The following is an 18,638-nucleotide window of genomic DNA, read 5'->3' as shown; positions in this document are numbered from 1 at the left end:
ACTATGATCACGCTATCAGACATCGAAAAAGTTTACCAGACCAAAGCCATCGAGACAGTGGCTCTGCAGAACGTAAACCTGACAGTGCCTAAAGGGGAATTCCTTTCCATAATGGGGCCATCAGGTTGCGGCAAGTCTACATTGCTGAACATTATGGGCCTGCTGGACTTACCAAGCTCCGGCGTGGTAACTATAGACGGGCAGCCTATTAAAACTTACAAAGACAAAAAGCTGGCACACATCCGGAACGAGAAAATAGGTTTTGTTTTCCAGAGCTATCACCTGGTAAACGATTTGAGCGTGCTGGATAACGTAGAGCTGCCGTTGCTTTATCGCAATGGAGTATCAGGGGCGGAACGTAACAAACGAGCCAAGCTTGCCCTGGAGAAGGTTGGCCTGAGTGCCCGTACACAGCATTATCCGAACCAGCTATCGGGTGGGCAGCGCCAGCGCGTAGCTATTGCCCGCGCCCTTGTTGGTAACCCCGAAATTATACTTGCCGATGAGCCTACTGGTAACCTGGACTCTGTGATGGGCGAGGAAGTGATGAACATATTGCTGAACCTTAACCGCGAAGATGGCACCACCATCGTGATGGTAACCCACGACGAGAATATGGCTATGAAAACTGAGCGATTGGTTCGCTTCTTTGACGGGCAGCAGGTATCAGACTCAAAAGTATACGACTACGCTAAAGTATAAGACCATGCTCAAGAATTATCTTAAAATAGCCTGGAAGGTACTGCAACGACGCAAGTTCTTTACTTTCATCAGCCTTTTCGGTATCAGTTTTACACTGATGGTGCTCATGGTAGCTACTTCTTTTGCCGATTATATACTGGGACCTCACATGCCTGAAGTTAAAACAGATCGCATGCTTTACGTGAACCGATTGAAAGTAACCGGCGAAGGCTATACCATGAATACCAACCCGGGATTTTATTTCCTGGATAAGTATGTGCGCCCGCTTAAAACACCACAGGATATTACCATTTATTCTTCAGAGTTTGCTTACAATGCTTATGTAGATAACCGCAAACTGCCATTGGGTGTGCGCTTTACCGACGCCAGCCTCTGGAACGTGCTTGACTTCGTTTTTACAGAAGGTGGCCCGTTTAACAAAGCAGAAGTGGAAAGTATAGCCCGGGTTGCAGTTATTACCGAAGCCACTCGTGAGAACTATTTCGGGGAAGGTAAAAAAGCAGTTGGCCAATACATTGAAGTAGACAGAACCAAGTATAAAGTGGTAGGTGTGGTTAAAAACATAGCCGCTACCCGGACCAACACTTATGCCGATGTGTGGGTGCCCTATACAAACCTGAAAGAGGATTATCGCAAACCTGAGTTCGGAGGCAGTTTTGAAGCCATACTACTGGCCAGGTCCCCGGAAGACATGGCAGTTGTTAAAGCAGAGTTTTATAATGTTATTAAAGATGTCCCTATTCCGCCTACCAGTAACGGGGTACATTTCAAAAATCTGCAAGTGCATGCCGATACCCTTGTGGAATCGTTTGTGCGTGGAGTTGGGCGCGTAGACGGTGAAGTAAACCTGCTGCTGTTCTCTATGTTCGTTATACTTGGCGTGCTGTTCTTTATGCTGCTGCCAACTATAAACCTGGTTAACATTAACATCAGCCGCATCATGGAGCGCACCTCCGAAATTGGTGTTCGTAAAGCTTTCGGAGCATCTTCATCTACATTGGTTGTACAGTTTCTGGTAGAGAACATCATTCTGACGCTGATCGGTGGCCTGATAGGGTTGGTGGGTGCGCAGGGCGTTCTCATGCTCATAAACGACAGTGGCCTGATACCTTACTCTGACTTGAGTATAAACCCAACTATTTTCGTGTTCAGCCTGCTGATCTGTATTGTATTCGGAATACTGTCGGGTGTGTACCCGGCTTATAAAATGTCTAAACTGCCGGCAGTGGCAGCCCTGAAAGGAGGTATAGTATGATCCGTCATTTATTTAAGCTGATCTGGAACAGAAAGCGTAGCAATTTCCTGATGATCCTGGAAGTGTTCTTTTCATTCCTGGTTTTATTTGGGGTGTGCAGCCTGCTCATCAGTTTTTACATTAACTATAAAAAGCCGGTAGGCATAGCCTACGAAAACATCTGGGTGCTAAACGCACAGGCGCACGATATTCCTGAGCTGGAAAAACGCCAGCGCCTGGAGCAGATGGTGAAACGTCTGGATGCCCTTGATGAAGTAGAATATGTAGCCATAGGCAGCGAAAACGGGCCATATACCCGGAATACGTGGAATTCTGGCCTGCTTTATAACAATAAGGAAGTAATCGCTAACATGGTATATGTGCAGCACGATGCCTTTAAGGATGTGATGGGTCTGGAAATGGTAGAAGGACGCTGGTTTACAGAAAACGATGCAAGCTCCAACCAGGAACCTATCATACTGACACTAGATGCAAAAGAACAGCTTTTCGGTGATGAACCGGCCGTTGGCAAAAAAGTAACCATGGGCCATATGCCTGGCGATCCGATTATTGAAAAGAAAGTTGTTGGTGTGGTGGAAGCCTATAAGCCCGGGGGAGAACTTGAAAGTATGGGCGAGTCTTATTTTTTAAGAACCACCCTCGCCGATACAGCACAGCAATCGCACAGCATGATATACATCAGGGTGAAGCCGGGTACGTCACCAGTTTTTGAGCAAAGGATACTGGACCAGGTATCAGGGGCAGGACCCAGCTGGACACTGAATCTCCAAATGATGCCGGACCTGCGCACCTCTTACCTGAAACAGTCGCTTTCTCCGGTTATTACCCTGCTTATAGTTTGTGGTTTCTTAATACTGAATGTAGCACTAGGCTTGTTTGGCGTGTTGTGGCAAAGCATAAACAAGCGCTATTCCGAAATTGGATTGCGCCGCGCGTTAGGGGCTACGTCAGGTAATGTATATAAACAGTTCCTGGGCGAGATACTGGTTGTGGCAACATTCGGGCTTTTACTTGGGTGCTTTTTTGCGGTACAGTTTCCGTTACTGGGTGTGTTCGATTTTCCGGCTCAGATTTATACTACTGCCATTATTGTGTCAGTGCTGCTGATCTATGCCCTGGTTATACTTTGCGCCATTTACCCAAGCCGTCAGGCAGCCGCCATACACCCGGCTACAGCCCTGCATGAAGAGTAAAATATGGTTATTACCTGGTGTATTCATCCTTTTGCCCCTTTAAAGGGCGACTTTATAAGGTAACATAAAGGACCCTGAATTCTTTACGCATTGCTGATTTCCCCCTTTGGAGGGGGCAGGGGGATGACCAACTGTAACTATAGAACTATAGCCGAAACTATAACTGCTATAACTAATTTTAGAATTCGATATATTTATACTCCCTAACAACTGATTTCCATGATCCTGATTATTGATGACGATGTAGCTGTACGTGCCTCGCTAAGCCTTATGCTGAAACAGAATGGCTTTAAAACGCAGGAAGCAGCCTCTCCGAAAGAAGCGCTTCAATTGGCGGAGCTAAACCCGTTTCAGCTTGTGATCATGGATATGAACTTCTCCATTGAGACGACCGGACACGACGGGCTGGCGCTGTTAAGTGAGTTTAAAAAGCAGTACCCGAAGCTTCCTGTAATTCTAATAACAGGCTGGGGTTCTATTAGCCTGGCTGTGGAAGGCATGCGTTTAGGTGCAGCCGATTTTATTACCAAGCCCTGGAGCAACGAGTACCTGTTGCAGGCAGTGCAAACAGCACTGAGTTTATCAGAACAGAACCATACTTCAGATGAAGCCTTAACCCGCAAAAAGTTGGACCAGCAATATAACTTCGGAAGTATAGTTGGCCAGGATCCGGAACTGCTGAAAATACTTAAAAAGATAGGCCAGATCGCTGCTACAGATGCTTCTGTATTAATAGAAGGACAAAGCGGAACCGGCAAAGAGTTAATTGCTGAAGCTATACATCAAAACAGCCCTCGCAGAAATCAGCCCTTTGTAAAAGTTAACCTGGGTGGCATATCGGCCAGCTTGTTCGAAAGTGAGATGTTCGGTCACAAACGGGGTGCTTTTACCGATGCCAAGGGCGATAGGGTAGGACGATTCGAGATGGCAAACAAAGGCACTATTTTTCTGGATGAGATTGGTGAACTGGACATGAACAGCCAGGTAAAACTATTGCGCGTGCTACAAGACCGAACTTACGAAATACTTGGCGACAGCCGTTCCCGTAAACTCGATATTCGCGTAGTGTGCGCCACCAACCTCAACCTCGAAGAAATGGTAGCCGAAGGTAAATTCCGGGAAGACCTTTTTTACCGCATAAACCTGATCACTGTTAAACTGCCATCTTTGCGCGAACGTGCCGATGATATTCCGTTGCTGGTACAGTACTTCATGGGTAACCTGAAGAAAACATACAATCGGCCAAAGTTAAGTATAAGCAAAAATGCGTTGCAGTGGCTGAAAGATCAAGCTTTGCCGGGCAACATACGCGAGCTCAAAAACCTGGTGGAGCGTACCGTACTGGTAAGTGATAATGATTTACTGGAAGCAGACGATTTTCAGTCGCAGGCACAACGCAGTGCAGCCAAATCTGCTGATAAATCATTGCCAGCTGTTGGCGCCATGACCCTGGACGAAATGGAATCCAACATGATCAAGAAGTCGATGGACCATTACCATAATAACATCAGTAAAGTAGCCCGTGCCCTCGGCCTTAGCCGCGCTGCACTTTACCGCCGCCTCGAGAAGTTTAACATCCCGTATGAGCCTCAGGACTAAGTTTATACTTTTTGCTGTTGTCATCCATTTGTTGCTGGCGATCATGGCGTATTTCCTGCTAAAGGAGAATGTGTACCTTTTCCTGGGGATGGAAGTACTTATAATTGGCTCTATTTTTATTACATCCCAGCTTTATACCACCTTTTTTAAACCTCTCAGCCTAATAAGGGCTGGTATCCAATCCATAAAAGACAAGGACTTTTCTACCAAGTTTATGGGGGTGGGGCAGAAGGAACTGGACGAACTGATAAACGTGTACAACCGCATGATAGACCAGTTGCGGCACGAGCGGGTGGCACAGGCTGAGAAGCATTATTTTTTAGAGAAACTAATTCATGCATCGCCGGCTGGTATACTCTTACTTGGTTTTGATAACCAGGTAGAGCACGTAAATCCTGCTGCCGAACTGTATCTGCAGAAGCCGACAGGGAGCTTGATCGGGAAGCACATAAGCCAGTTGCCGAAAGTATGGGCAGAGCAGCTTACACAACTACAAACCGGAAGCTCCATTACCTTCCGGGTAAACGGTATTCGTACCTATCGCTGCCACCGCGCCCACTTTTTAGACCGCGGGTTTCAGCATTACTTTGTACTGATAGAAGAACTGACCGATGCTATACTTAAGAACGAGCGGCAGGCGTATGAAAAGGTGATCCGGATGATGTCGCATGAAGTGAATAACTCGGCGGGTGCGGTAAATTCTATTCTTGGCTCGCTGCAATATTACGCGCCACAACTTACCCTGGATCACCGCGAAGACTTTGACAATGCCCTGCAAGTGGCTATAGACCGAAATACGAACCTGAGCCGCTTTATGGCCAACTTTGCCAATGTAGTGCGCATTCCGCAGCCGAAGAAAGTAAAGACAGACCTGCACGAAATGTTGCGCAACATGAGTTTGTTAATGCAGCCAGAGTTTCAGCGTCGGAACATAGCCTGTAACCTGCAACTTTCCCCACAGCCACTAACAATACTTTTAGATCAACAGCAGTTGGAGCAGGTACTGCTTAATGTGCTCAAAAATGCGATGGAAGCGATAGGTGAAAACGGTGAGATAACTATAAATACACAACTTTCACCGGCTCAACTAACGATAACTGATACAGGATCAGGCATACCTGAAAGTGTACAGGCTTCGTTGTTCACGCCTTTTTTCAGTACCAAAGAATATGGTCAGGGTATAGGCTTAACTATGGTTAGGGAGATCTTAGTCAATCACGGATTTCCTTTCACGTTAGAGAGCGATCAGGAGATGGGAGTAACCAGGTTTTCCGTTAGTTTTCCAGGTTAATTACTGTTTTGATTGTTTCTTGTAGACCGACCTCCAATTAGTAAATATAAATCTAAAGTATTTCCACCGGAATTTGGCAAATGTAAGAAGGCGTATTAGAACAATTTGAAGAGTAGAAAAATGATATTCAAGCATTCTGATTTACAGTATCTCATGTTTTCTAGGCTAAATATTATCAGAAATCTCTTACTCCATTTAGTTTTATTAGGTGCCTGCATTGTACTTTTTAAGTCGATGACATACTCCAGCAAACTTATGATTACACAGAATATAACTGATTTCTCTCGCTCAATTTTGCTTGTTCAAGAGCAATAGGAATAGATTGGTAATTGTAAATGCCATAAAATTAACCATATAGGTTGCTGTAGACGTAAGTAACTATTGTAACAAAAATATGATGCTATGAAAAAATTTACACGTAAATACTTTTTAGGTTTTTGTATCATGCTGCTTTTTCCGCTACTGGTTAGCTGTTCAGTTATATCCGGAAGCGGCAGAATGTCTGATGACCCGGCTGTTGCAGCGCAGCAACGTGAAGTAGAACAATTAGAACGGGAAGTACAGGAGGCAGAACGCCTGACGGAAGAAGCTAGTCAGCGTGAAAAAGCTGCGAAAAACAGGTTAAAGGCTGCCGAGCATGAACTGAAAGCCCTGCAGGAAAGGGCAAAAAGAAGAAGTGAGTACTAATACTGCTTCCTTCCTTTGATTTAAATTTCTAAAACCGGTTTATTAAAGAAAGCATTTCAAAATAACAAGCAACCATAATCATTAAACAGTAGGCTCCCCTGATAATCATGACGGGTAAGGCTACTGCTTCATATAGGTTGTTTTACGTGGTATAAGCAGCAACTCTTTTTGCCGGCCGTCTATGTAACGGATCCCGTTTGGCGTGAGAACTGCCTGCTCTTCCAGCATCACCCTTATTTCTTTGTTGTTCCACTCCGGCAGGTTTACTTTAGCGTTAAGTTCTATGGCGTAGGCCGTGTTGTGGCGCAGTGGGTAATCGCCTGTGCCGGGAACGCCCTGTTGCATGTCCCACATACCAATGGCGGGACCGGCGCCGTGGCCGTGGTAGCCGATGGGGTGCGAGTAAATGCTTGCCACTATCTTCTCTTTTTTTGCCTGTGCCAGTGCCTCTTGCAGTACCTTGTTTCCGGTTTTGCCTTCTTTAAACTGGGCCGTAAGAATGTCTTGCAGGCGGTTGCCGGTAGCTAAGGCTTTTCGGAGATACTCAGGAGCTTCTGCCTCGCCGGGCTTTAGCACATAAGCCAGTTGCTGCACATCTGTGTTCAGGCCAAGGTAGGTAATGCCCAGGTCTACGTGCAACAGGTCGCCGTGCATTATTACCTCCACGTCGGGACGCTGTGAGAACGAACGCTGCGAATCGCCGGCTCCAGGGTTTGCCCGCTGTATGTCTACTGTCGGGTGGAACCAGGCATCCAGCTTCAGTTCAGCGATGCGCTCACGGTACCACCACATCACATCTTCAGTAGTAGTAACTCCGGGTTGAATCACACTTTCCGAAAATCCTTCGGCTATAATGCTATGCCCGATACGGCTGATCTGCTCGTATATTTCCAATTCACGGCCTGTTCTTGTCTGCAACCAGTCCACGGCCAGTCTCTCGGCCGATACCAATTTGTTTTTCTGCGCAGCAGGCAGGTAGTGCATCAGGCTATCATATTCTGCTTTGGTTAGACCGTCGGCATGGGCATAGGTAGTGGAATAGTTCAGGCCAATCTTTTTCGGGTTGTGCTCTGCTATCAGCTGTACCAGTCGCTTCCACTGGTTTGGCTCCTGTTCCGGTGCCCAGGCGCCTTTCATAAGGTTGCCGATATCGTAACGGGCAACAGCCAGTCTTTCCACGCCTTTACCCGCGCCTTTGTCATGAAACAGCATAATGGTGCGGCGGCGTGCGGCCAGCTAGGTTGCAGGAAGCATGGTTTTGGCTACAGGGTCTTCGTTATACTCCCGCGCCACAATTACCCACATATCAATGCCCTCACGGCGCATCAGGTCGGGGAGGAGTTTTTCCAGGCGCTCGTGCAGCAGGGCATCTTCCAGGGCAGCTCGTTCGCGCAGGGGCAGAATGTTAGGTATCTGTTGGGCAGCGGCATATTCAGAGGCTACAAGCAGCAGCAGAAGGATGATTATCTTGTTCATAAGTATAAATGGGGCGCCTGTAAGGGTGTTGTCTTAACAAAGATAGCAATCTATGGTACTTTTGCCAGCCGGAAAGGAGGTTAGCAATCAGAAGCAGGTATAAACCTATAATCCCTAAAGCCAACCCTTTACTTTGCCTGTTTATTCTGTGAGTGCCAGCTTTACATAGATCGGGAAATGATCTGACCCAAACTTCGGGAGTCTTTGGATGATTACCACCTTAAATTCATTGGAAACATAGATGTGGTCCAATGGCCACCGCATGATGAGAGAGGTGGCATCAAAGGAATTGTAGAGCCCGCGCCCGATGCGTATGTCACCAAGCTTACTTTCGGTGCCAAACAAGCGTGATGTTTTAGACCAGGCAACATCGTTGAAATCGCCTGCCACCACAGTAGGTAGTTGCCTTTGCTGCACCATTTTTCCCACTTTAAGCAGACTAACAGCTTTTTCTCCTATGTTGTCGGGGTACTTGCTGGGCTTTGGCGGCACCGGGTGCATGGCATGTAACACAAAGGAAACGTTGCCGGAAACCTTTACCTGCGTATGTATGGAAGGGACCTCCTTGTGGTTTAAGAATTTAACCTCCGTATCCCGCAACGGCAGTTTAGAGTACAGCGCTATGCCATAGGTGTTATCCATCGGATAAACCACCCTATGCGGATACATCTCCTGTAGAGCGGTGAGTTGTTGTGACCACCACTGGTTTATTTCCATTGCCAGCACAATGTCCGGGTCTGCGTTATGCACCATTTCCAGGAAATCGGCTACCTGCTCATTCTTCATCCATACATTCGCAACCAGCAGGCTAAAGGTCTGGCTGTTTTCGGCTTCAGCGGGCGTCAAGCTCTCTACTGTTTTGCCTGCTAATGTGGTATATGGAAATATAAAATGCGCTTGAAGTGCGATTGAACTGATCATCCCTGCTAGGAACAGGTAGGAGAGTGACTTCCACCGGTTGTTTAATACCGCAAAAATGATGAGCAAGACAATCAGGCTTATGAGCACCTGCACCCTAGGGAAATCCAGAACTTTCAGGTACCAGAACCGCACATTATAGATCAGGGAGAGAAGTGTTACAACTATAAGCAGAGTGCCTAAGCTCAAGGTAAGGTAGAAGGTAATATTCTTTGCGGTTTTCATAGTAGTATGTTGTACAGCAGCAGTTGCAGCTTGGTTATAAAATAGCCTTAAGAGTGCCAAACGATAGCGTAATGGCATGGTACTAAAGTGTAGGAGTTACGGTTTAAGTTCGTGTTGTGTATCCTGGAATGAGCGTTTTACCTGAACAGCAACAGTAGTTACTATACCCGAAGCTGGCCTTTGGCAAATCGTTTCAGGATGAGGCCCGCAGGTTAATGTCGAGCATCCTCTTTGGTAAAGAAACCTGCATTGTGACTGCAGAAAGCTGACTCCGGCATCTCTTGGAAAGAAATGGAAAAGTGACTTCACAAGTATGTTAATTTGAAGATTAGCACTAGCCCTTGGATGCGATAGCCATGTCGATGCAATAAGCAGCAATGATGCTCAAATTTTTTATGTCTAAAATAAGTAATTGATATGTGAAACTGATCTGTGACTAAGTTACGATTGTGTGATAAAAAAACATTCAGTGCAACATACCAACTTCATTGTGCAATTTTCAGAATATAACATTTACTATCATCTTTTCTTATTAAAGATATACCTGCTGTCTTCAAGGTAAATTTGTACATTAGTGTAATCTTTATCCTTATAACATGCTTCACGAAACACCTGATAACAATAACGAGTTGGCACTGGATTTCCAATTACTATTCGGAGCTATGATCGGGAATTTTGTGATTCTAAAACCAAACCCACCGCACTTTACCATTTTAGCTGTAAGCGACGACATGGTGCAGGTCACTGAAATGGAGAGAGAGGAAATAGTGAGCAGAAGCGTATTTGAAGTATTTCCTGGAAATCCTGATACCACTGAATCGATTGGATTTTCTGTTTTGAGAGAATCGCTGAACAAGGTGGTGGAAACGAAAGAGCTGGACGAGATGCCAGTGGTGCGCTACGACCTGATTAAAAAAGATGGTGGTTTTGAAGAGCGCTACTGGCAGGCTAAAAGCAGGCCGGTAATTGATGCAAAAGGTGATGTGCTGTATATTTTGCACAGTACAAACGATGTAACAGATCAGGTAAAAGCAAAAAAACAGGAAGTCAGCTTTAGAGATTTAGAAAAAAAATACAGCCTCTTTATGCAGGCGACAGTAGCTGTCTGTATCGTTTCAGGACCTGAAAATATTGTAGAGCTTGCCAACAAGGAATACCTTTCCCTGCTGAATAAAACTCCTGACATTATAAGTAAACCTATTTTCGAAATTATTCCTGAAGCCAAAGAGCAGGGATTTCCGGAGTTATTAGAACAGGTACGCATCTCTGGCAAAGCTTTCCATGCTACAGAGTACCCGCTAACGCTGGTAACAGATGGAAAGGAAGAAGTTCATTACCACAATTTCACGTATGGACCTTATTATGTAAACACTGGGGACGAACAGGCTAAAGGTGTTTTCTGTGTAAGTTATGATGTAACAGAGCAGGTGCTGTCCCGCAAAAAAGTAGAGGAAAGCGAGCTGCAGGTCCGTACGATAATCGAAAGTTCTCATCACCCGATAGGGGTGTATGTGGGCAAAGAAATGCGTATACAATTTGCCAACCAGGCGCTGAAAGATGGATTGGGAAAAGGGAACGATATAGTTGGCAAACTATACAAAGACGTATTGCCCGAACTAGAAAGCCAGGAAATTTTTGCGTTACTCGATCAGGTATATACCACCGGAATCCCATTCCAGGCGAAGAATCACCCGGTTGATTTGGTAATAGCCGGTAAATTGAAATCTCATTATTTTGATCTAAGCTTTACGCCCTTATATAATACAGCTGGCGAGGTATATGGCGTAGTTAATACCGGGGCCGATGTAACAGAACTATATCTGGCACATCAACATGTAGCAGAAAGCGAAGAACGTTATCGCACTCTTATTGAAGAAGCACCTATAGCCACAGCACTCTATTTAGGCCCGGAATTAAAAATAAGGTATGCCAACGAGATCATGCTCACGTATTGGGGCAAGGACGAAAGTGTAGTGGGCAAAACCCTTCGTGAAGCTTTACCGGAGTTAGAAAATCAGCCATTTCCGGATCTTTTAGAAAAGGTCTACCGAACAGGCGAAGCTTATATTGGCTTGAAAGAGAAAGCTGATCTTCTTATTAATGGGCGTTTACAATCTTTTTATTTTAATTATACTTATAAACCTCTGTTTAATGCCAGCGGTGAAGTATACGGGCTGCATCATACCGCTAGTGATGTGACCGATGAGGTTCTATTCCAGAACAGGTTAAAAGAAAGTGAAGCTCGTTTTAGGAATCTGGTTCGCGAAGCCTCTGTTGGTATAGTTGTGCTGAATGGTGAAGAATTGCGGATTGATGTCGTAAACGATGCCTATGCCCGTTTGCTTGGCAGTACAGTGGATGAGTTAAGTGGTAAAAAACTGTTTAGTCTTTTACCAGATGCGGAAACAGCATTCAAACCCTACCTTGATCAGGTGATGCGTACAGGGAAGCCGCTCTACTTATATGATCAGCCGTATTATGTTACCCCGAGCAACAAGAAAAATGAAGGCTTTCTGAACCTCGTTTATCAGCCTTACAAAGAAACGGATGGCCGCATTACCGGTATTATGGTGCTGTGCCACGATGTGACCGAACAGGTATTAGCAACCCGAAAATTTGAAGAAGGTATTCGGGACCTGCAAAATCTTGCCGATGCCATGCCTCAACTTGTCTGGATTGCAGCACCGGATGGAAGGGTTACCTATTATAATGAACGGGTATCCCACTATTCAGGTGCTACAAAACTTGAAGATGGAAGCTGGAATTGGGAAAGTCTGGTGATGCCTGTAGATGTTGATGAAACCGTTAAAGCCTGGGATAAAGCTGTACGAGAAGGTTCTGTATATGAGATAGAGCACCGCGTTAAAATGACAGATGGAACCTGGCGCTGGCACCTGAGCCGTGCATTTCCACAGCTCGACAGTAATGGCAAGGTACAGAAGTGGTTTGGTACAGCCACCGATGTGCACGAGAACAAGGAACAGCAGGAAGCCTTAAAAGCAAGTAACATCCACCTAAAGCGCGTTAACAACGACATGGATAATTTTATCTATACCGCTTCCCACGACTTAAAAGCTCCTATCTCAAACATAGAAGGGTTGCTGACTATACTTGCCGATGAATACAGTATTACTAACAGCAAAAGTGATGATGCTCAAATGCTGTTCGATATGATGAAGGCTTCAGTGGATCGTTTTAAGAGCACTATAGAGAGCCTGACGGATGTAGCGAAGCTTCAGCAAGAACACAGTACGGAAGTTGATCGGGTAAACTTAACGGATGTGATTAAGGAAGTGACGCTTGATCTTGCTCCTTTGATCAAAACTACTGGTGCAGTTTTAAGTATTGATGTTGCCGACGATACGTTTATCCGCTTTTCGAAAAAGAATTTACGTAGTGTAGTGTATAACCTGCTGTCTAATGCTATTAAATACAAGGCACATAACCTGGCACCACAAATAGACATCAGTTGTAAGCTGATTTCCCATTATTTTATAATTACGGTTGCAGATAATGGGCTAGGGATGGACGAAGTTAGCTTAGGTTCATTATTCACTATGTTCAGGCGTTTCCACGACCATGTGGAGGGCACAGGTGTCGGTTTATATATGGTAAAAAAGATAGTTGAGAATGCAGGAGGTAGTATTGCTGTTGAAAGTAAAGAAAATGTAGGTACTACTTTTAAAGTGACTATACCAGTTTAGTTACCACCATGCTGCATTGAATTAAAAAGGCCTATTAGAGAAATCTGATAGGCCTTTTTAACTATGGCATAGAAATATCGCAACAACTACATATTTTATCAGGTATTTGCTCCATCAACCTATTTCCTTCTCTCAATTTTTGAGAAGATTTACCCGAAACGCAATGAGAATACTGTTCCTTCTCCTAGTTCAGATTGTACCTGCAAAGTACCCCGGTGGAGCAAAATAATCTGCTTACATAAGCTTAGACCAATTCCGCTGCCCTGTTTTTTAGTACTGAAGAAAGGAATGAATATTTTTTCCTGCACCTCTTTCGACATGCCTGTTCCATTATCTATAATCTTGATCACGGTCTTATTTTCAGAATCGGTGTACGCAGTAAGTGTGATCTCCGGCTCAGGTTGATCTTTTACCGCTTCAATGGCATTTACCAGTAAATTAATCAATACCTGGTCAAGTAGATTGGTATCGGCCTGTATTGCGATTTGTGGCTCTTTAAGAACTATAGTTAGCTGGATGTTTTTCTGAACTAACGTTGGTTGCATAAGTTGTTTCAGGTTGCCAAAAAGCTCCTGCACATTCACCGTTTCCAGATTTAGTTTGGTGATCTTGCTAAGATTACGGTAGGTTTCAGCGAAGCGTAAAAGTCCCTGGCTTCTGCGTTTTATAGTTTCTATGCCTACTTCCAGGTCTTCCACATCAGCCGAAGAAATACCTTTTATAGTTGACTCATGTAAACGGTTCTTTAGCGTATCAGCAAGCGAAGAAATGGGCGCTACAGAATTCATGATCTCGTGCGTCATCACGTTTAGCAGCTTTTGCCATGCCTGAGATTCAGTTTCGTCCAGCGCTTCGTTCACATTCTGGAAAGCTACCAGCTTATAGTTGCTGCCTTCATTTTCGAACCCGGTTGCTGATAGCAATACTTTAAAGGATGCTTTCTCCAGATATGTAGTATGGGCAGTTGCGATTTTAGTATGGCCTGGCTGCAATTTCAGAACTTCTTCATACAGATCCTGGTCACGCTTGGCCAGGTAATGTATGGTTTGCATGTGGGGGAGATGCAGCAGTTTTTTCAGGGGGGCATTCATCAGCACGACTTCACCAGTTGCCACATCATAAGACAGAATACCAGTGTTTACCAATGCCATCACCTGTTGCAGGTTCTGAAACTGCGATTCTTTCTCTTTGCTTAGCGCTTTAAAAGTAGAGTTGATTTCGTTAAATCCTTTTCGTAAAACTTCAAGCTCTACTGGTGCCTGTTTCTCGTTAAAATATCTGTTAAAGTCGCGGTAATGTACAGACTCAACAAACTGGTTGAACTCTTCCTGTGCCTTTTTTAAGAAATGTATGAGCTCATAAACCTGGAAAACCAGAAGGGGTAACAGGAAAACAAGGAGTTCTGACAGGCTATTAACTACAACTATAGCCGGAGCGCTCAACGTGAGCAACAGCAGAACGACTCGTAGTATCAGCCGCCCTTCGAAGGTTTTAAATATCATACTTCCCTAATCGACGGTATAGTGCTGTGCGGGTAATACCTAATTCTTTTGCTGCTCTGGTTAGGTTGCCACTATGCTTTTCAAGTACCCGGTTTATAGTTGCTTTCTCCAATACTTCCAGGTTCGATTCCTGTTGTTGGTTTTCAGGAGCCGGAGATTCGAGTGGGGAGAACAGAATATCTTGGGCTTCGAGTACATGGTTGTCGGCCATAATTACCGCCCGCTCGATGGCATATTGTAGTTCGCGCACGTTTCCAGGGTACTGGTAATGCAGCAGCTTATCGGTAGCAGACTTTGAAAGCTCCGGAACTGGCTTCATGTACTTGGCAGCGTAAACACCCACAAAATGATTTGCTAGCAGGATGATATCATTACCACGTTTGCGAAGTGGCGGCACCATAATTTCCACTGTATTGATGCGGTAAACCAGGTCTTTCCGGAAGCGGGCCTCATTTGCAAGTTCCGCTAAGGGTACGTTTGTAGCGCAAAGCAGCCGCACATCAATATCAATTGGTTCGTTAGAGCCGAGTCTTATGATTTGCCTGTTCTGCAAAACACTAAGCAATTTTGCCTGCTGGTGCAGCGAGATGTTTCCGATCTCATCCAGGAAAATAGTACCTCCGTGTGCAGCTTCAAAACGGCCGGCCCGGTCTTCACGGGCGTCTGTAAAAGCACCTTTTTTGTGCCCGAACAACTCACTTTCGAACAGGGATTCCGTCAGGGCTCCAACATCTACTTTAATAAAAGGTTTGTCGGCACGAAGGGAGTTCTCGTGGATGGCTTTTGCAATGAGTTCTTTTCCTGTTCCATTCTCGCCAAGTATCAGGATATTAGCATCTGTTGGCGCAACTTTTCGGATCTTGAGCAGGATGTCCTGCATGGGCTCAGATTCTCCGAGCAGTTCCGGGCCGGAAATGGTTTTGCTTATAGTTAGTGCTGGCTTTTTTGATACATTATTTTTGCTGGCAAGGGCATCCGAAATTATAGTGAGCAGCTTCTCGTTATGCCAGGGTTTTACAACAAAATCAAAAGCACCTTCCTTTAGCGAGCGGATAGCAAGGTCAATGTCGCCGTACGCTGTGATCATGATAACAGCAGTCTGGGGTTTAAGTGCTTTTATCTTCTTCAGCCAATACAACCCTTCGTTTCCGGTATTCAGTGCACTCTTGAAGTTCATATCCAGCAGCACCACATCAAAAGAGTGCTGGGTTAACAGCGAAACAATTTGCTCCGGGTTCTTTTCCGTAACAATTTCCTTTACCTGAGGCCGTAGTAACAAGCGGACTGCTGTTAAAACATCGGTGTCATCATCAACTACAAGTATGGAAGCTTTTGTCAGGTGCATAATTATCTGGCTATAGTTATTAAAGAAACTATAATTATGCCATTAATACAACATGCTGATGCTGAATCAGTTTTGCGGGTTTGGCAAACTATAAGGTGTGCAAAATCGCACACTTAATGCGCGATTTTGCACACATATTCAGTATATGGTTGTGTAATTGATTGATTCACAGCAATATATTGTTTTGGCATTCGGTATGTAAAGCTAAGCAGGAGCATATATGCCAACTCTATAGATAACCTATAACCTGCAAAACTATGTACCGCAATTACTTTATCACAGCCTACCGAAATCTTTTCAGACACAAGGGTTTCACATTCATCAACATAGCTGGGTTAGCACTTGGCTTAACAGCCTGCCTGCTGATCGGTTTGTTTGTGTACGATGAAATGCAGTATGATAAGTTTTTGCCGGAAGGAGATAAGATATATCGTGTCTACAATGATATGTCAGCTAAAGAGGCAGGTTCGGCTATATCCAGCGTGCCGCCCATGTTTGGTACCACCCTGCAAGAGAGTTTTCCGGAAGTAGAAAAAGTAGTGCGCATACTTATGCTGCAGATGGATGCCAAAAACCTGGTTGAAGTCGGTGACAAAGCGATCTACGAGAAAGGACGCACCTTCTCAGATCCTACTTTTTTCGAAGTGTTTCAGCTTCCGTTTAAGTATGGCTCTCCTGAAAAAGCACTGGCTGATAAATCGTCTATCGTTATTTCTGATAAGTTTTCCGAAAGAGTGTTTGGTGACATAGATCCTGTTGGAAAAGAAGTTAAGGTTAATAAGATAAACTTTATCGTTAAAGGTGTTTTTGAGAGTAATCCGAAGTTTCATTTCCCGGTAAACTTTGTACTCCCGATGGATGCGGCAGAGCTGCCTGCTGATCGTATGAAAAGCTGGGGATGGCAGCAATTCTACACCTATGTAAAGCTAAGGGAAGGTGCAGACCCTGCACTGGTACAAGCGAAATTTACAGACATTGTACAAAAGCAGATCGATGATGATACTAACCAGCCGCATAGCGACCAACCTGTTTTACAACCACTGCACCAAGTGTACCTATACTCCTCCAACCTTCAGTTCGACCAGGCCTTTAAAGGAAACATAACCTACGTCAGGGCACTCAGCATCATCGCTGTTTTTATCCTGCTTATTGCGTGTTTTAATTTCGTGAACCTGGCTACTGCAAAGTCTATGCAGCGGGCAAAAGAAGTTGGTGTTAGGAAAGCCATTGGCGCCAGCCGCACGCAGTTAATGTTCCAGTTTCTCGCAGAAACTATAATTCTTACGCTCATCAGTGTCATTTTTGCGGCTGCGCTTACTTCTTTACTGCTGCCTTCCTTAAACCAGTTTACGGGCAAGGAAATGAGCTTTAATGTATTTTCGGATCCTGCTAACCTGTTGCTTTTACTCAGCCTAACTATAGTTGTGGGCATTCTGGCTGGTCTTTATCCTGCCCTGGTGCTATCTGGTTTTAAGCCTGTAAAAGTGCTGAAAGGGGCGGTAGTGGCTGATAGTAAAGTGGGCCGTATTCAGTGGTTGCGTCACGGGCTTATCGTAGTGCAGTTTGCCTTGTCTATTTTCCTGATCATAAGTGCAACTATAGTTTACAAACAGGTAGCGTACCTGCACAACAAAGATCTCGGTTTTAATAAGGAGCAAATCATGTTCTTCCAGATGCGTGGCGATAATATGTTTGCAAATTATAAGACCTTTAAAAATGAACTGGCAAAAGCTCCGGGTATAAAAGATGTATCTATAGGTTATGGTTTCCCGGGAGATGCTACTGCCGGAGACAGGATAATTGTGCCTAAGAACGGAGAGAAAGTTCATCACGGCGCTACTATGCTGATGGTAGATTTCGACTACATCGAAACGCTGGATGTTAAAGTAATTGCAGGAAGGACGTTCTCCGAAAAGTTTGCAACAGATGCCGATAAAGCCTTTATCATAAACGAAACTGCGGTAAAAGATCTGGGGTATGGCTCACCTGAAAAGGCGTTAGGGCAGCCGCTGCTATGGCCGGTTTGGAGCGATACAAATCCTGATTCCTTAAAAGAAGGGAAGATAATCGGTGTTGTGAAAGACTTTCATGTAAAGAGCTTATATGATAAAGTAGAGCCAACTGTGCTTCAGATTTTTCCGGGGGCTAACATAAAAGTTGCTGTTAAACTGGATGAAGCTAATGTTGCCGGTTCAATAGCTAATGTAAAGCAGGTATGGTCTAAGTTCTCCCCTGATTATCCGCTCGAATACATCTTTATGGATGATAACTTCGAGAAGATGTATACCTCTGAAGACAAGCTTAAAACCCTGCTTTGGATATTTACCGGCATCGCCATTTTTGTTGCCTGCCTGGGGTTATTTGGCCTGGCTGCCTATGCTGCCGAACGCAGGAAAAAAGAGATTGGAATACGCAAAGTGTTAGGTGCCGAAAATCATACTATAGTTGCGTTGCTGTCTAAAGAGTTCCTGAAGTTGGTAATTGTGGCCGCACTCATTGCTTTTCCCCTTGCCTGGTACGCGATGAATAAGTGGCTAGAAGACTTTGCCTACCGCATTGATATTTCACTCTGGGTATTTATAGTTGCCGGTCTGGTAGCTGCTGCTGTGGCGTTCTTCACGATCAGTTTCCAGGCTATAAAAGCTGCCCGGGCAAACCCCATACTTAACTTAAGGTTTGATTAAATGATGGGTGAGTTGTTCTGAAAATCCAGGTATGCCGGTATGGCAAAGTTCAGGTGT

11 protein-coding genes and 1 pseudogene are annotated in these 18,638 nt (G+C 44.8%); 8 read left to right on the top strand and 4 right to left on the bottom strand.

Going from position 1 to position 18,638, the window contains the following annotated elements; genetic code table 11:
• Positions 1-3: 3 nt before the first annotated feature.
• From ABS362_RS17570 to ABS362_RS17545, 6 genes are all read left to right on the top strand, one after another.
• Positions 4-702: an ABC transporter ATP-binding protein gene (locus ABS362_RS17570; RefSeq protein WP_350414126.1), complete on the top strand. Its 699-nt coding sequence runs from the start codon at positions 4-6 to the stop codon at positions 700-702.
• Positions 703-706: 4 nt separating this feature from the next.
• Positions 707-1,957, top strand: a complete 1,251-nt coding sequence (locus tag ABS362_RS17565) for an ABC transporter permease (RefSeq protein ID WP_350414124.1) — start codon at positions 707-709, stop codon at positions 1,955-1,957.
• Complete coding sequence (locus ABS362_RS17560) at positions 1,954-3,150, top strand: ABC transporter permease (protein ID WP_350414123.1); 1,197 nt, start codon at positions 1,954-1,956, stop codon at positions 3,148-3,150. Before ABS362_RS17565 ends, ABS362_RS17560 begins: the two co-directional genes overlap by 4 nt.
• Before the next feature lie 219 nt (positions 3,151-3,369).
• Positions 3,370-4,749 carry a sigma-54-dependent transcriptional regulator gene (locus tag ABS362_RS17555; RefSeq protein WP_350414121.1) on the top strand — a complete coding sequence of 460 codons (1,380 nt, stop codon included), beginning with the start codon at positions 3,370-3,372 and terminating at the stop codon, positions 4,747-4,749.
• Positions 4,733-6,040: a sensor histidine kinase gene (locus ABS362_RS17550; protein WP_350414120.1), complete on the top strand. Its 1,308-nt coding sequence runs from the start codon at positions 4,733-4,735 to the stop codon at positions 6,038-6,040. Before ABS362_RS17555 ends, ABS362_RS17550 begins: the two co-directional genes overlap by 17 nt.
• Positions 6,041-6,442: 402 nt before the next feature.
• Entirely contained in the window at positions 6,443-6,727 is a 285-nt protein-coding gene (locus ABS362_RS17545; protein WP_350414119.1) for a hypothetical protein, read from the top strand.
• A 120-nt stretch (positions 6,728-6,847) separates the two neighbouring features.
• On the opposite strand, the pseudogene ABS362_RS17540 reads toward ABS362_RS17545, so the two are convergent.
• A pseudogene (locus tag ABS362_RS17540) lies at positions 6,848-8,203 on the bottom strand (M24 family metallopeptidase).
• Positions 8,204-8,344: 141 nt separating this feature from the next.
• Positions 8,345-9,346: an endonuclease/exonuclease/phosphatase family protein gene (locus tag ABS362_RS17535; protein WP_350414117.1), complete on the bottom strand. Its 1,002-nt coding sequence runs from the start codon at positions 9,344-9,346 to the stop codon at positions 8,345-8,347.
• A 596-nt stretch (positions 9,347-9,942) separates the two neighbouring features.
• Here ABS362_RS17535 and ABS362_RS17530 point away from each other — a divergent pair.
• A complete protein-coding gene (locus ABS362_RS17530) occupies positions 9,943-13,050 on the top strand; it encodes a PAS domain-containing protein (RefSeq protein ID WP_350414115.1) in 3,108 nt (1,035 codons plus the stop codon).
• A gap of 149 nt (positions 13,051-13,199) precedes the next feature.
• Here ABS362_RS17530 and ABS362_RS17525 read toward each other — a convergent pair whose 3' ends face one another.
• Positions 13,200-14,552 carry a sensor histidine kinase gene (locus tag ABS362_RS17525; RefSeq protein ID WP_350414114.1) on the bottom strand — a complete coding sequence of 451 codons (1,353 nt, stop codon included), beginning with the start codon at positions 14,550-14,552 and terminating at the stop codon, positions 13,200-13,202.
• On the bottom strand, positions 14,542-15,897 hold the full coding sequence (locus tag ABS362_RS17520; protein WP_350414112.1) for a sigma-54-dependent transcriptional regulator: 1,356 nt from the start codon (positions 15,895-15,897) through the stop codon (positions 14,542-14,544). The genes ABS362_RS17525 and ABS362_RS17520 overlap by 11 nt, the downstream gene beginning before the upstream one ends.
• Positions 15,898-16,154: 257 nt before the next feature.
• Here ABS362_RS17520 and ABS362_RS17515 point away from each other — a divergent pair, with 257 nt between their 5' ends.
• A complete protein-coding gene (locus ABS362_RS17515) occupies positions 16,155-18,581 on the top strand; it encodes an ABC transporter permease (RefSeq protein WP_350414110.1) in 2,427 nt (808 codons plus the stop codon).
• The last annotated feature ends 57 nt before the right edge of the window (positions 18,582-18,638 follow it).

Source organism: Pontibacter populi (assembly GCF_040278685.1).
GTDB lineage: Bacteria > Bacteroidota > Bacteroidia > Cytophagales > Hymenobacteraceae > Pontibacter > Pontibacter populi.
This window is presented reverse-complemented; position numbering and strand designations above follow the sequence as displayed.

What these genes read in the sequence shown, in the direction of transcription:
- ABS362_RS17570 (WP_350414126.1), top strand. Translation starts at nt 4, where the DNA reads ATGATCACGCTATCAGACATCGAAAAAGTTTACCAGACCAAAGCCATC.
- ABS362_RS17565 (WP_350414124.1), top strand. Translation starts at nt 707, where the DNA reads ATGCTCAAGAATTATCTTAAAATAGCCTGGAAGGTACTGCAACGACGC.
- ABS362_RS17560 (WP_350414123.1), top strand. Translation starts at nt 1,954, where the DNA reads ATGATCCGTCATTTATTTAAGCTGATCTGGAACAGAAAGCGTAGCAAT.
- ABS362_RS17555 (WP_350414121.1), top strand. Translation starts at nt 3,370, where the DNA reads ATGATCCTGATTATTGATGACGATGTAGCTGTACGTGCCTCGCTAAGC.
- ABS362_RS17550 (WP_350414120.1), top strand. Translation starts at nt 4,733, where the DNA reads ATGAGCCTCAGGACTAAGTTTATACTTTTTGCTGTTGTCATCCATTTG.
- ABS362_RS17545 (WP_350414119.1), top strand. Translation starts at nt 6,443, where the DNA reads ATGAAAAAATTTACACGTAAATACTTTTTAGGTTTTTGTATCATGCTG.
- ABS362_RS17535 (WP_350414117.1), bottom strand. Translation starts at nt 9,346, where the DNA reads ATGAAAACCGCAAAGAATATTACCTTCTACCTTACCTTGAGCTTAGGC.
- ABS362_RS17530 (WP_350414115.1), top strand. Translation starts at nt 9,943, where the DNA reads ATGCTTCACGAAACACCTGATAACAATAACGAGTTGGCACTGGATTTC.
- ABS362_RS17525 (WP_350414114.1), bottom strand. Translation starts at nt 14,552, where the DNA reads ATGATATTTAAAACCTTCGAAGGGCGGCTGATACTACGAGTCGTTCTG.
- ABS362_RS17520 (WP_350414112.1), bottom strand. Translation starts at nt 15,897, where the DNA reads ATGCACCTGACAAAAGCTTCCATACTTGTAGTTGATGATGACACCGAT.
- ABS362_RS17515 (WP_350414110.1), top strand. Translation starts at nt 16,155, where the DNA reads ATGTACCGCAATTACTTTATCACAGCCTACCGAAATCTTTTCAGACAC.